The organism is Acinetobacter bereziniae, assembly GCF_016576965.1.
GTDB classification, from domain to species: domain Bacteria; phylum Pseudomonadota; class Gammaproteobacteria; order Pseudomonadales; family Moraxellaceae; genus Acinetobacter; species Acinetobacter bereziniae.
The window spans coordinates 4,601,053-4,614,973 of the sequence record NZ_CP066119.1 but is presented as its reverse complement, the minus strand read 5'-3'; the positions used below and the strand labels follow the sequence as shown (position 1 = coordinate 4,614,973).

The 13,921-nt window shown below is 39.4% G+C and carries 12 protein-coding genes; 7 read left to right on the top strand and 5 right to left on the bottom strand.

Annotated features, from left to right (window positions below; genetic code table 11):
- Window positions 1–15: 15 nt before the first annotated feature.
- From tpgA to I9192_RS21650, 5 genes are all read left to right on the top strand, one after another.
- Window positions 16–810 (top strand): trimeric autotransporter adhesin/peptidogylcan-associated protein TpgA, encoded by a 795-nt coding sequence (gene tpgA, locus I9192_RS21670; protein ID WP_005034935.1) that lies wholly within the window; start codon window positions 16–18, stop codon window positions 808–810.
- Window positions 811–1,405: 595 nt separating this feature from the next.
- On the top strand, window positions 1,406–3,235 hold the full coding sequence (ilvD, locus tag I9192_RS21665; RefSeq protein WP_005034938.1) for a dihydroxy-acid dehydratase: 1,830 nt from the start codon (window positions 1,406–1,408) through the stop codon (window positions 3,233–3,235).
- A gap of 254 nt (window positions 3,236–3,489) precedes the next feature.
- The gene (locus tag I9192_RS21660; protein ID WP_005034940.1) at window positions 3,490–4,845 is read left to right on the top strand and encodes a hypothetical protein; all 1,356 of its coding nucleotides are present in this window, start codon (window positions 3,490–3,492) and stop codon (window positions 4,843–4,845) included.
- Window positions 4,823–5,113 (top strand): chorismate mutase, encoded by a 291-nt coding sequence (locus I9192_RS21655; protein WP_004825764.1) that lies wholly within the window; start codon window positions 4,823–4,825, stop codon window positions 5,111–5,113. Before I9192_RS21660 ends, I9192_RS21655 begins: the two co-directional genes overlap by 23 nt.
- 56 nt (window positions 5,114–5,169) lie before the next feature.
- Window positions 5,170–5,547 carry a surface-adhesin E family protein gene (locus tag I9192_RS21650; RefSeq protein ID WP_005034942.1) on the top strand — a complete coding sequence of 126 codons (378 nt, stop codon included), beginning with the start codon at window positions 5,170–5,172 and terminating at the stop codon, window positions 5,545–5,547.
- 136 nt (window positions 5,548–5,683) lie between these two features.
- Here the strand turns inward: I9192_RS21650 and I9192_RS21645 are convergent, their stop codons facing one another.
- Window positions 5,684–7,063: a glutamine synthetase family protein gene (locus tag I9192_RS21645; protein WP_010590824.1), complete on the bottom strand. Its 1,380-nt coding sequence runs from the start codon at window positions 7,061–7,063 to the stop codon at window positions 5,684–5,686.
- 207 nt (window positions 7,064–7,270) lie between these two features.
- Between I9192_RS21645 and I9192_RS21640 the strand changes: the two genes are divergently transcribed.
- A complete protein-coding gene (locus I9192_RS21640) occupies window positions 7,271–8,014 on the top strand; it encodes a sulfite exporter TauE/SafE family protein (protein ID WP_004825767.1) in 744 nt (247 codons plus the stop codon).
- 54 nt (window positions 8,015–8,068) lie between these two features.
- Here the strand turns inward: I9192_RS21640 and I9192_RS21635 are convergent, their stop codons facing one another.
- A complete protein-coding gene (locus tag I9192_RS21635) occupies window positions 8,069–8,989 on the bottom strand; it encodes a LysR family transcriptional regulator (protein WP_009585431.1) in 921 nt (306 codons plus the stop codon).
- A 313-nt stretch (window positions 8,990–9,302) separates the two neighbouring features.
- Here I9192_RS21635 and I9192_RS21630 point away from each other — a divergent pair, with 313 nt between their 5' ends.
- Window positions 9,303–9,992 (top strand): aspartate/glutamate racemase family protein, encoded by a 690-nt coding sequence (locus tag I9192_RS21630; protein WP_005034947.1) that lies wholly within the window; start codon window positions 9,303–9,305, stop codon window positions 9,990–9,992.
- A 72-nt stretch (window positions 9,993–10,064) separates the two neighbouring features.
- Here the strand turns inward: I9192_RS21630 and I9192_RS21625 are convergent, their stop codons facing one another.
- Genes I9192_RS21625 through ileS form a run of 3 tightly spaced genes read right to left on the bottom strand, consistent with a single transcriptional unit; the run spans window position 10,065 to window position 13,915 of the window.
- Entirely contained in the window at window positions 10,065–10,550 is a 486-nt protein-coding gene (locus I9192_RS21625; protein ID WP_005034950.1) for an FKBP-type peptidyl-prolyl cis-trans isomerase, read from the bottom strand.
- A complete protein-coding gene (lspA, locus tag I9192_RS21620) occupies window positions 10,543–11,082 on the bottom strand; it encodes a signal peptidase II (protein WP_004825774.1) in 540 nt (179 codons plus the stop codon). The genes I9192_RS21625 and lspA overlap by 8 nt, the downstream gene beginning before the upstream one ends.
- On the bottom strand, window positions 11,075–13,915 hold the full coding sequence (ileS, locus tag I9192_RS21615) for an isoleucine--tRNA ligase (protein ID WP_005034952.1): 2,841 nt from the start codon (window positions 13,913–13,915) through the stop codon (window positions 11,075–11,077). Before ileS ends, lspA begins: the two co-directional genes overlap by 8 nt.
- Window positions 13,916–13,921 lie beyond the last annotated feature (6 nt).

Below are 13,921 nucleotides of genomic sequence, written 5' to 3'. Positions count from 1 at the left end.
TTTAAGAGAGAAAAAATGAAAGCATTTAACAAAAAAATTATGTTTGGTGTATTCAGCGGTCTTGTGATGTCATTGAGCCATGCTGCTGAAGTCGAAAGTGCAAATACGCAAGAAATCCATTTTCCTGAAATCAAAGACAGCTATTTAAAACAAGTGAACCGTTATGAATATGACGATGTCGCACGTTTAGACAAGGGATTAACCAAAGATCAGATTCGCCATATTTTGGGAAATCCTCAATTCTCTGAAGGTCTTTTTGCGGTTAAGACATGGAATTATGTATTGGATATTCGTGAGCCTAACTCAAACCAATATAAGCGTTGCCAATTACGCATAGATTTTGATAAGCAATACCGTTCAGACAATCTATATTGGAAAGGTGAACAATGCCAAGGCTTAATGGCTTGGGGGATTAACAATCAGTCTGAGACGGAGCAAACGACTCTAGCCCCTGGTGGGCAGTCTGCAAGTGTTTTGTTTTATTTTGATCATGCGGATAAAAATGGTGTAAAGAACGCTGAAGTGATTCGTAAAATCGCAGATCAGATTAAACAATCTGGTGCGAATAGCCCTGTTTTTGTGGCTGGATATACTGATCGTTTAGGATCATTTCAGTATAACCAACGTTTATCTGCCCAAAGAGCGAATACAGTCGTTGAACTCTTGAAACAACAAGGCATTCGTGGCGAGCAAATTCAGTACAGTGCAGAAAATAAAACAGATGTGTACCAAAAGTGCACAGGGATTAATAAAAAGATCCAGCTGGTTGAATGTCTAGCACCTAACCGTCGTGTGAATATCACTTGGTAAGTCGTACTGCTCCACTATAAATTTCGGTAACGAAAGCAAGAAACGATATGTGTTCCACATTATCGTTTTTTGTTTTTTGAGCAGGTGTTGATTAAAAAATCAAGAAGCTGATGAGATTGCAAAAATTTCCAATTGATTTAAAACAATAAAGTACGCAAATGATGAAAAAACAGTTGTGTTAATGATTGGCTTGGGGTTTACCTTTCTGGCACAAGCATTTGATAAAAAAGTAATGATATTTCGATTATCAATATTTGAGCTTCTATGAATAGAGACCTTTTATAAAATTAAATTTAGTGATTATTGTTAAATGATAAATATTATTTATTAAAAAATAAAAAATTATTCATAGAAGTTTTGTGTCTAATCTGGCGTGTTAGCGTTATATTAAATATCAATATTCATTTATCTCTAAACCCTGTTGAAATATAAGTAAACATGTCTTGTTTAAAAAAAGATCATACTCAAGGTCATTGGTTCTACGTTAACTTATAGTATGATGTGTACATATTTCGACTGATTTATTGCTATATCAGTTTTATTTAGCCAGAGTGAATCTGATTCATTTCAAGCTCAAACAATGTTGGAAATACAAATGCCTGACTATCGTTCAAAAACATCGACACATGGAAGAAATATGGCTGGTGCACGTGGCTTATGGCGTGCAACAGGAATGAAAGATGAAGATTTCGGTAAGCCGATTATTGCGGTAGTCAACTCATTTACCCAGTTTGTGCCTGGTCATGTCCACCTTAAAGATTTAGGTCAACTGGTTGCGGAACAAATCCAAGCAGCTGGTGGTGTGGCAAAAGAATTTAATACCATTGCCGTGGATGATGGTATTGCAATGGGGCATGATGGCATGCTGTATTCATTGCCTTCACGTGATTTGATTGCAGACTCTGTCGAATATATGGTCAATGCACACTGCGCAGATGCCATGGTGTGTATTTCAAACTGTGACAAAATTACCCCAGGAATGTTAATGGCAGCGATGCGCTTAAACATTCCAGTGGTGTTTGTGTCGGGTGGGCCAATGGAAGCGGGTAAAGTTAAAATCCGTGGTACAGAACGTGCAATTGACTTAGTTGATGCGATGGTGGTTGCAGCCGATGATAATTTTACAGATGAAGAAGTAAAAGAATACGAGCGTTCAGCATGTCCAACATGTGGTTCATGTTCTGGGATGTTCACAGCAAATTCGATGAACTGTTTGACAGAAGCATTGGGGTTGTCGTTACCAGGAAATGGTTCAACATTAGCAACGCATGCTAACCGTAAGAAACTATTCGAAAAAGCAGGTCAATTGGTTGTTGAATTGGCAAAACGCCATTATGAACAAGATGATTACACGGTATTACCACGTTCGATCGCAACCAAAGCATCTTATGAAAATGCCATGACGCTCGATATTGCGATGGGTGGTTCAACCAATACCGTATTGCATTTATTGGCTGCTGCCAGTGAAGCAGGTGTTGACTTTACCATGGATGACATTGATCGTTTATCGCGTAAAGTGCCTGTTTTATGTAAAGTTGCTCCTGCAAAGCAGGATGTGCATATGGAAGATGTGCATCGTGCCGGTGGCATCATGTCCATTCTCGGTGAATTGGATCGTGCAGGTTTATTAGATACATCGGTACACACTGTGCATGAGCACACCTTAAAAGATGCATTGGATAAATGGGATATTATTCGTACAGAAGACCCAGTGGTATATGAGTTCTTCCGCTCAGCGCCAGGTGGTGTTCCAACTCAAACTGCATTCTCACAAAATCGTTATTACCAGACTTTGGATGGCAATCGTGAAACAGGTGTGATTCGTAATGCTGAACATGCTTTCTCTAAAGATGGTGGCTTGGCAGTATTGTATGGCAACATTGCTGTAGATGGCTGTATTGTTAAAACAGCAGGTGTTGATGATTCAATTTTAAAATTTAATGGAACTGCACGAGTATTTGAAAGCCAAGATGCTGCAGTAGATTCAATTTTAGGACATGAAATTAAAGCTGGTGATGTGGTTGTGATCCGTTATGAAGGACCACGTGGTGGACCGGGTATGCAGGAAATGCTTTATCCGACTAGTTATTTAAAATCAAAAGGCTTAGGTAAAGAATGTGCTTTACTGACAGATGGACGCTTCTCTGGAGGTTCTTCTGGCCTTTCAATTGGTCATGTATCACCTGAAGCTGCTGAAGGTGGTGTGATTGGATTGGTTGAAGATGGTGATTTGATTGAAATTGATATTCCAAATCGTACCATCAATCTTGCTGTTGATGAGGCGACCTTAGCTGCAAGACGTAAGGTTCAGGACGAGAAAGGTTGGCAGCCTGCTGAACAACGTCCACGCAAGATTTCAAAAGCCTTGAAAGCTTATGCTATGCATACCACCAGCGCTTCAAAAGGCGCAGTACGTGAAATCTAGGCGCTAAAATAAAATAGATCATTAGTTTAAGGTAAGAAGCATCCATAAATGGGTGCTTTTTTATTGAATTGACTTAATGGTTTAAATTTTATCAGGTTTTGGGATATTGATCATTCAGAACCGAATTGTTATAAATTTGCTTATGACTGATCAGCATCAATTTTTTCAGCATCTTCATTGAATGAATGGTATGCTTGAGCGAGTTTCAGTCAGTTTTCTCTCATTTATTTAGTGCTTATTTTGAGGCCCTTCCCATGTCACTGCTACGCCGTTGGTTTGATCCAATCCGATCGAGTTGGTTTTACCAAAAACCGGTTCGCCAAGAGGTGTTATCTACGGAACAAGGGCTGAGTATCTATCTGCGTTTAGATGATGTGTATAGTTATCTTGCGGTACAACAATTAACGCAATTGGATGATATTTTAGCTGATGATTTAAAACCCTTGAAGGTGATTATTTCCAATACATCGGCAGAACCCCCCAATGGGATGACGGTAGAAGAATGGCGCAATTATTGTTTAGAAGATGCCAAAATCTTAGCCAACCAACACCGTTTTAGTTATGATGATGAAAAACCAGAACAACCCTCTCCAGAAGCATTAAAACAAGCAGAAATCATTCTGAGAAATACACCGCTTACAGGTCAGAACTTTCTTTATTTACTCGAAGACGTCTTTCATATGCTGTGGCAACAACAGTATGGAAAATTACGAACGTTGTTTGTTATGGCGAGTCAGCACCAAAAACCACAAAATTTTCCTGAACGCATTTTTAGTCATACTCCTATTTTAGAAAGCTATTTTGAATTTGGTGGGCGAAAGTATCATGCGGTGGATGATTTATTGCGTTTGACTCGCCGTCTAAAACAACAAAAATTATTGACGGGTAATCCGATTTTCTTAATCAATCACATCGAATGGCGTGAGCATTTGATGAGTGATGCAGAAGAGCTTGCTGAAATCCAGTCCATGCATCCAGAACTCGATTTATATATTGCTTTAGAAGACCCAATCAGCTGGTTATTGCTGGCTTATATTAAAGAAGAACTTGCTAATTATTATAATATTCAATTGAATTTGTATCCGTTGAGCTATCACGGTCGAGATGCTTTTGACTGGAGTTTGGCAACACGTCTTTCCAAGCGTTCTGAAGTGAAATTTACACCATTTTGTCGTCCAACGGCTGAAAGCACTTTAAATATGGCACGGCTATATTACAGTGTGCCCGAAGAACAGCGCATAGATGTCATGTATGACATATTGCAAGCTGTGTGGACCAAAGGGCGTGATTTGTCCTTTAAACCTCACTTGCAGCAAATCCAGCAAGACTTAGCAATCGAAAACTTAACAGAGATTGACGTTGAAGCTTTATTAAAAGTGAATGATCAGCAATGCGCTGAAAAGCATCAGCCCGATTTTCCAGTTTTAGAATTGCGTATTGAAGGAAAGCGTTACGTATTTAATAGTCTATATCGCGTTTGGATGATTGAAAGTATTTTTAGTAATGTGTTAGAACATAAATATAAAACTGAAAATGCGTTAGAACGAGCTCAACACATGAGCGAAGCACAGGATGTAGAAAAAACCAATGATCAAAAAAGAGAAGTGTGAATCTTTAGAACAAGTCCGTGATCGAATTGATCACTTGGATCAAGAATTGATTGAATTAATTGCAGCACGCCAATATTATGTGGATCAAGCGGTTCGATTTAAACGTACAGCGGAAGATGTACAGTCACCAGAACGTGTACAGCAGGTGATTAATAAAGTACGTCAAAAAGCCATTGATGTTGGAACGAATCCTGATTTGATCGAAATGCTTTATCGGGAAATGATTCAGCATTTTATTCAGCGAGAATTAAAAGAAATTCGCCCATAATTGTGCAAGAATTTTAAGTTTTATATTTCATCATTTATTTTACTTTAGAGAACGGTATGAAAAAAATTATTTTAATCTGCATAACAACAATGTTGAGTCAGTATGCACTTGCGGAAAATTGGAAATTAATTATTAAAGATCCAGATGGAAGCTTTTATTTAGATACGGATCGCCTGGTGAAAAAAGGCAAAACAGTCGATTATTGGGCAAAGTTTGTTGCTGATGCCGATAATGAAGAACTCGAAATGAAAAAAGGTGACTATACTTTATCGCATAATTTAGACCATTGTGTAGAGCGCACGACCAGCATTAGTTTAGTCGAAGATTACTTAAAAAATGGTGAATTGATTAACCGAGATGATCAAGCTTCTGATCCTAGCACGGTGGATGATGATGAAATCAATTTGGCTTTCTTTCAATCAGTCTGTAAATAATCATAGAAAATCTAGATTCATTTTAACTTTTCAGTATATTTGAAAAAAATCCCTTTTTTAAAAAGGGATTTTTTTATGAATCAATATCCAAAAAATTAATGGATCTAAGCAAGGCAATATTCTTTAGAGTGTGTAATTAAATTCCCCAATCTAGCTCTGTTTGGGTAATTTTATTGATCACGGTTTGATATTCAAATCTTTTACATGCACACCACAACTGCATGAACTCTGTACCAAAATATTGTTTAAAAACAGCATTTTTTTCGAACAACTGCAATGCTTCAAGCTGATGGGTTGGTAAGAAATGTGGTGTATCGATGCCCTGCAATTGTGGGCTAGGTTTGGGTAAGTCGAGTGGGGTATGTAGCCCATGGAGTATACCGACCAATAGGGTTGCGACACAAAGATATGGATTGACATCTGCCCCTGCAACACGATATTCAAGCCGTTGATTGTCTTGATCTGCACAGGGGATGCGAATGGCAACATTACGATTATTCAATCCCCAATTGGCTTGTAGCGGTACATGATGCCCAAATTGGAATCTTCGAAAGGAATTGACATTGGGTGCCAAAATCGCCATGGATGCAGGCATCAAACCAATTAAACCTGCAATGACTTTTTGCATGATCAGGTTCGGTTTTTTAGCTGCATCTAATTGAAAAATATTTTCTTGCCATTGGTTGAGTAGACTCATATGAAAGTGCATACCACTGCCTGCTTTGGACATATTCGGTTTTGCCATAAAACTGGCTTGCAAATGGTGCTCTACAGCAATTTGTCGAATCATGCGTTTAATTGCCATGATGTCATCACAGAGTTTTAAAATATTGTGGCTATGCTGAATATTCAGTTCAAATTGTCCAGAAGCACTTTCAGCCACAATTGCAGTGAGCTCGATATTTTGGCGCTTTGCTTCAAGCTCAATGTGTTGAAGAATACGATGAAAATCATGTGGTGTATCTACATCGAAACATTGGGTCTGATGGGCTTGATTATCTTGTTGTTGATTTGATAAATAAAACTCGATTTCACCTGCCATGACAGGAAAGTAATGCATTTGGTGCAGTGTAGTTAAGATTTTTTTGAGTAGATTACGCGGTTCTAACATACAGTCTGAGCCATCATCCGACTGCATACTTAATAACAGTTGAGCATGTTGGGTGGGCTGATCTGCACAAGGTTTTAAACTGCCTAAAACGGGCATACATAAGCGGTCAGGCTCTCCGATATATTTGCCTAAACCGCTTTCTTCCACCACCTGACCATTTAAATTCATTGCATAAATCGACAATGGGAAATAACAACCTTTGTACAGTGAGTGAAGTGCATTCACCTCAATACGTTTCCCACGAATATGCCCATTCAAGTCATGTAAGCAAATATCAATAAAACGTGTTTCTGGATAATTTTCTAAGTATCGTTGCGTTTCGAGATAAAAATCATTGTTGTCCTGATGCTCACATAATAATGCTGTGGGGAAAATTTTTGTAGAACTGGCAATCGGCATATTCATGGTCAATACATCCAAAATGGGATGGAAAAAGTATAGAAAGCTTGGGTTGAGCAGTAACGTAAAATGATCGTAAATTCTTTGTCTGAGAAAAAGTCTGTCCATGAGGATAGAGCCTCAATATTTAATTGAGGCTCTATCCTAAAAACAGTGATATTTCAAATCCACAGATTGGCGTAGCATGACCTCAGCATAGAGAGGTAAAGCGACATGATGGGATTTGTCATAGGTGTGTTTGCAATTGCAGGGATGATTAAGGGAACGATTGGGCTAGGTTTACCTGCGGTATCGATGGGTTTATTGAGTTTAGTCATCAGCCCATTCCAAGCTGCGACACTGCTGATTATTCCTTCAATGGTCACCAATTTTTGGCAATTATTTGCTGAGGGCAATGTGTGGCGGTTGGTGTGTCGTTTTTATCCATTGCTATTGGGAATCATTGTTGGTTCAATCTGGAGCATTTTCCCGACCTTAGGGCATTCTCATGGCAGCTTTCATAGTGAGGCACTGTTAGGCGCAATGTTGGCTTTGTATGGGCTTTACGGCTTATTTGCCAAGCGAATGCCAAATCTTGCTCCACATGAAAAATGGCTTTCTCCAATCATTGGATATTTAGGCGGTGCTTTGACTGTTGCAACAGGTGTTGTAGTGATTCCAGTTGTACCTTATTTGCAATCTTTGCATTTAAAGCGTGATGATTTGGTACAGTCTTTAGGTTTAGCTTTTACTGTTTCAACAATATGCCTTGCCGTTTTTTTACATCAGAATCCTGTTGAAGATACCCCGATTGACTATAAATTATCACTGATTGCGTTGATTCCATCATTGCTTGGCATGTGGGTGGGGACAAAAATTCGTCATCGAATTCCAGAGCAAAAATTCCGTAAAGTTTTCTTTTGTGGTTTGGTGATTTTTGGGTTGTATTCTGTATTACATCAATTTGGCGTGCTGTAAGTGTCTTTTCCAATGACTTTTTGAGCTGCCGAGCTCAACATGCACTCGTTCAATTTAAGGCTGAGGCATCTCATCCAAAATCAGTTTAGTTTTTTGTGAAATTAAAAATTGCACAAAATGTTGGTAAGCTGTAGGAAGCTCATCAAAATTTTGTGCAGCCAATTGCAATTGGCGCTTTGCCCATTCGCCCACCAATTCGATTTGATGAAATGGATAATGCTGGTTTAACCGGATTGCAGCACGCTTTGGCATAATTGCAATTCCAACGCCGTTGGCAACTACCTGAGCAATTGCGGCAAAATTTGGTAATCTTAATCGATACTGAATGGCACAATTGAGTAATTTTGCTTGATTTTCAATAGATTGTTGTAGTGAATGATATTGCATTAGACCTACGAATGGATAATGCATCGCATCGATTAATTTTAATTGCTGCTGTTGCCCAAGCTCATGATTGGCTGGACAAATCAGCACCAATGGATCATCTGAAAATTCAAGTGTTTGCAACTGATGGTGATTAAAAAAGCTGGAAATTAAGCCCAATTTCGCATTACCTTTTTCAATCGTCTGGATAATTTCATTGCTTTCTGCTTCTCTTAGATCAATCTGGATCTGTGGATTTTCAACTAAATATTGAGGTAACAGTAGCGGTAAATATTCACTTTGCGCAGACGAATTACACCATAAGGTCATATGGTTACTGAGCCCCTGTGTATAGGGTGACATGGCTTGTTCAAGCTGTTTAGCTTGTTGGATCAACCTTAAAGCTTGCTCTGCAAAAGTTTGTCCTGCAATAGTCAGTTTGACACCTGAGGCATGGCGAGTAAAAAGGCGAGTTGTATAGTGTTGTTCAAGTTTTTTAATGCGTTCACTTGCTGCTTGCAATGAAATAGACGAGCGTTCAGCACCTTTGGTTAGGCTTCCTGTGTCCACGATATTGATAAAAAGTTGCAAATCGAAGAAGTCTAGGCGCATGCGAATCATGAAAGGCTGAAATAAGATGAAAGTATAGCTGAATCATCATACAAATATACGCTATCGTAGCGATTGTTTCTGGAATCAATCAGGCGAGATTTCAATTGAAACAATGATAGCGTGATCACGATCGTATTGGATGAGAGTGACGAGATATTTTAAATGATTGTCATGGTGAATACAGGTGCTTTAAGACTTCCAATGAATCATATTGATCATTATTTTATTTGCTCTGTCCTCGCCCAAAACGCAATCCATTGATGAAATATCAACAGATCTTAGAATAGATAAAAAATCTTTGAGAGCAAAAACAGTGAAAACGATTGGTTTATTGGGTGGAATGAGTTGGGAGTCTACAGATTTATACTACCAACAGTTGAATAAAAGCGTGCAACAAAAATTAGGAAAATTACACTCTGCGAAAGTCGTTTTAATCAGTGTTGATTTTGCTGAAATCGAAATATTACAGCGTCAAGGCTTATGGGAGGATGCAGGAATATATTTAAAAGAGAAGGCCGTTCAGTTGGAGCAAGCAGGGGCAGAGGGCATTTTACTGTGTACCAATACCATGCATAAAGTTGCGTCCTATATTGAGCACTCGATTTCTATTCCTTTCATTCACATTGCGGATGCGACAGCGAAAGAAATTTTAAATCAGAACATTCGCAAAGTCGGTTTGTTAGGTACTCGATTTACCATGGAACAAGATTTCTATAAGCAGCGGTTGGAACAGCAAGGCATCAATGTACTCATACCTCACCAAGCGCATCGAAAGATTGTTCACGATATTATTTATGATGAATTGTGTTTAGGCGTGATTAATGAACTATCTCGTCAGAAATATATCCAAATTGTTGAGCAACTCATATTAGAGGGTGCAGAAGGAATTATTTTGGGGTGTACAGAAATTTGTATGCTAATTGGAGACACTCCGTTTTCTGTTCCACTATTTGATACAACATCGATCCATACACAAGCTGCTGTGGATTTTGCTTTGTCGTGAGCTTTTAAAACGCAGTATGGGTATCAATAAAAAAGCTCCAGATGGAGCTTTAATATTGCTATTAGCAAAGGCTTACATGATTTTCACACCTTGCTGACCCGCAGGGGTAACTTTGAAGATTTCAACTTCAAAGGTAATGTTTTTACCTGCAAGTGGATGGTTAAAATCGACTTCGGTGATGTCTTCACCTACAGTTTTAACCACACCAAATAGGCTTTGTTTGGCTTTATCTTCAAACTCAATCATATGCCCTTCTACAGGACGCTGTTCGAATTTTACCGTATCAAACTTTTGTACGTTTTCAGGATTCCACGGACCGAAAGCATCTTCAGGAGGTAAGCTGACAGTACGACGGTCACCAGCACGCAGACCAAATAAGGCTTTTTCAAACCCCGGTAATAAGCTGCCATCACCCATAACTAAACTGACAGGTTCTTCACGGCTACGGGTATTATCAATTTCAACACCACTTTCAATCGCAACAGAAAAGTGCAGTTCTACTTTTGATCCATCCGCAATGCGTGTTTCGTCATTGGGATTAATAATTTGTTCAGTCATTTTGCGCTTCCGCACGTTGAATACGATGCTTTTCTAAAAAGAAGGTATCAATTAACAATAAAATGGTACCGAGGGTAATCGCACTGTCTGCAATATTGAATGCAGGAAAACTACTTCCTTGATAATGCAAATGAATAAAATCAACCACATAACCCAGTGTCATACGATCAATCAAATTGCCTAATGCACCACCAAGAATCAATGCGATTGCAGCAGGTAAAATCAGTGTTGTTTTTGGCATACGCATCAGCCAAAAAATAAAGACGATAGAGACGATACCCGCCAGTCCCGTAAATAAATAATGTTGCCATCCACCTGCATCGGACAAGAAGCTAAATGCTGCGCCGTAATTATGCAGTAATGTCCAGTTCAAAAAAGGCAGTACAGGTACAGGCTGAGCATAAGTCAGATGTGTACTTGCAATGTTTTTTGTCCATTGGTCAATGATAATGGCAAGGACAGACAGTCCAAGCCACATCAAATTATGAGGATAAAACTGGAATAAGCCCTTTTTATTTTGCGGATTAGGCATATTTTCTCTCTTCGCCTTGACCTGTAGGAAGGTTGATAATACAACGAGAACATAGACCTGGATGTTCAAGATGTGTATTTACATCTGGAAGTACATGCCAGCAACGTGCACATTTCTCACCTTCAGCCACCGAAACCTTAACTCGTAAGCCTTCAATATCCGTTACTTCACCTTGTTCAGCATAGTCATAAACAATGGCTTGTGAGGTAATTAAGACAAAACGAAGTTCATCACCCAATTGGTTCAATACTTTTTGTAGATCCGCATTTGCCCAAAGTTCAACCTTAGCTGACAGGTTACTACCAATCAGTTTCACATTACGCGCAACTTCAATCTGTTTATTGACCGCAGATTTAACTTCAATCAAAGTCTGCCAATCCGCTTCAGAGATCAAGTTGCTATTGGATGCAACTGGAATATCATACCAATTTGCAGTAAATACATATTTTTCAGTTTGTTCTGGAATCAACGGCCAAGCTTCTTGTGCAGTAAAGCTCAAGATAGGGCTCATCCAACGAACAAAGGCTTGAACCAAATGATACAACGCAGTTTGTGCTGAATGGCGAGCTGCTGAATCAGCCTTGGTGGTGTATTGACGGTCTTTGATGATGTCTAAATAGAATCCACCTAAGTCATTGATACAGAAATTCGTCAAAGCATTGGTCACGACATGGAAATTCATATCTTCATAAGCTTGTTGAATGGTTTTCTGTACATCAGCTGCACGTTGTAAGATGTATTGATCAAGGGCAATCAATTGATCAACTGGCAAGGCATCTGTTGATGGTTTAAACCCATTTAAGTTTGCCAACAAGAAACGCAAAGTATTACGAATACGACGATAGCTATCACTTACACGGCTAAAGATTTCATTACTTGCCGCAATTTCATAACGATAGTCACTTGAAGCAACATATAGACGTAAGCCATCTGCACCTAACTGTTTGATGATGTCTTCAAGCGGGATAAAGTTACCCAATGATTTTGATAATTTACGACCTTTTTCATCTACTGTGAAACCATGGGTCAACAACGCTTTATATGGCGCACGTTTATGAATCGCAATCGACGTTAACAATGAAGACTGGAACCAACCACGATGTTGATCTGAGCCTTCAAGATATAGATCTGCTGGGTCTTCAAGTTCTGCACGTTCACGTAACACAGCATAATGGGTTGTGCCTGAGTCGAACCAGACATCCAAAGTATCACGGACTGCATTGTACTGTTCAGCATCATCACCGATAAATTCTTTGGCTTCACGGTTATACCAACCATCAATCCCTTCTTTTTCAATCAGTTTTGCAACTTCTTCAATTAATTCAGGAGTACGAGGGTGTAATTCATTGGTATCTTTGTGTACAAAGAATGGGATTGGCACACCCCAAGTACGCTGACGAGAGATACACCAGTCTGGGCGACCTTCGATCATAGATTTGATCCGGTTTTTACCCCAATCAGGGACAAAACCGATGTCATTTTCGATGGCATTTAAAGCATCTTGACGTAGACCATTTGCATCCATGCTGATAAACCATTGTGGCGTTGCACGGAAGATAATCGGTGTTTTATGACGCCAGCAATGTGGGTAGCTGTGCTTAATTGGCAGATGCGCCCATAATTTACCGATACTTGATAAAGTCTCGATGATTTTTGGATTTGCCTTATAGATGTGTTCACCAGCAAAAAGCGGTGAAGTTGGTAAGTAGACACCATTTCCACCTACAGGGTTTTCTACTTTTAAGTTATAGCTTAGACCTACTTTATAGTCGTCTACACCATGTCCAGGCGCTGTATGTACAGCACCAGTACCACTGGTCGCAATAACATGCTCGCCTAAGATGACAGGCACTTGGCGATCAGTAATCAATGGATGTTGTAGTTGTAAATTCTCAAGTTTTGCACCAACAAAATCAGCCAATACTTTTGGATTTTCAAGCTTGTAACGTTCACATGCAGACTCAACCAAATCTTTGGCTAAGATGAGGTTTTGAGTACCACGTTCAGATTGTACTTCAACCAATTGATAGTCTATTTCAGCATGCAGTGCCACCGCCTGGTTGGCAGGCAATGTCCAAGGTGTTGTGGTCCAGATCACGATATCGGTTGGATGAGTAACAGTCAGTCCAATTTTTTCAGATAAGTCAGTCAGGCTGACCACACCAAAGCCGACATCAATTGCATCCGATTTTTTATCTTCGTATTCAACTTCTGCTTCAGCCAGTGAAGAACCACAGTCCATACACCAGTTCACTGGTTTTAAACCCGGTTCAATATGACCTGCTTTGGCGATTTCACCCAAGGCACGGACAATGTCGGCTTCTTGCTTAAAATTCATGGTGAGGTATGGGTTATCCCAGTCACCAAACACACCCATACGGATGAAGTCTTTTTTCTGTAATTCGACTTGGGTATAAGCGTATTCACGACAAGCTTTACGGAAGGTTGAAGCATCAACTTTTACGCCCACTTTGCCGACTTTTTCTTCAACTTTTAATTCGATCGGCAAACCATGACAGTCCCAGCCCGGAACATAGGGTGCATCCATACCATCTAAAGTACGGCTTTTTACAATAATATCTTTTAAGACTTTATTGACCACATGACCTAAATGCAATGAACCATTTGCATACGGAGGACCATCATGCAAAATATATTTTTTCTTACCAATACGCGAAGCACGAATCTGCTGATAAATGTTGTCGGCATACCACTCTTCTAACCATTTTGCTTCACGTACTGCGAGATTTGCTTTCATTGCAAATTCAGTACCTGGTAGGTTTAGCGTGGCTTTATAATCCACTGCATTTTCAGAAGTTTGCTTATCGCTCATGCAAGT

Excerpts from the sequence above, each read along its gene's own strand:
- tpgA (WP_005034935.1), top strand. The coding sequence starts at position 16 with ATGAAAGCATTTAACAAAAAAATTATGTTTGGTGTATTCAGCGGTCTT.
- ilvD (WP_005034938.1), top strand. The coding sequence starts at position 1,406 with ATGCCTGACTATCGTTCAAAAACATCGACACATGGAAGAAATATGGCT.
- I9192_RS21660 (WP_005034940.1), top strand. The coding sequence starts at position 3,490 with ATGTCACTGCTACGCCGTTGGTTTGATCCAATCCGATCGAGTTGGTTT.
- I9192_RS21655 (WP_004825764.1), top strand. The coding sequence starts at position 4,823 with ATGATCAAAAAAGAGAAGTGTGAATCTTTAGAACAAGTCCGTGATCGA.
- I9192_RS21650 (WP_005034942.1), top strand. The coding sequence starts at position 5,170 with ATGAAAAAAATTATTTTAATCTGCATAACAACAATGTTGAGTCAGTAT.
- I9192_RS21645 (WP_010590824.1), bottom strand. The coding sequence starts at position 7,063 with ATGAATATGCCGATTGCCAGTTCTACAAAAATTTTCCCCACAGCATTA.
- I9192_RS21640 (WP_004825767.1), top strand. The coding sequence starts at position 7,271 with ATGATGGGATTTGTCATAGGTGTGTTTGCAATTGCAGGGATGATTAAG.
- I9192_RS21635 (WP_009585431.1), bottom strand. The coding sequence starts at position 8,989 with ATGCGCCTAGACTTCTTCGATTTGCAACTTTTTATCAATATCGTGGAC.
- I9192_RS21625 (WP_005034950.1), bottom strand. The coding sequence starts at position 10,550 with ATGACTGAACAAATTATTAATCCCAATGACGAAACACGCATTGCGGAT.
- lspA (WP_004825774.1), bottom strand. The coding sequence starts at position 11,082 with ATGCCTAATCCGCAAAATAAAAAGGGCTTATTCCAGTTTTATCCTCAT.
- ileS (WP_005034952.1), bottom strand. The coding sequence starts at position 13,915 with ATGAGCGATAAGCAAACTTCTGAAAATGCAGTGGATTATAAAGCCACG.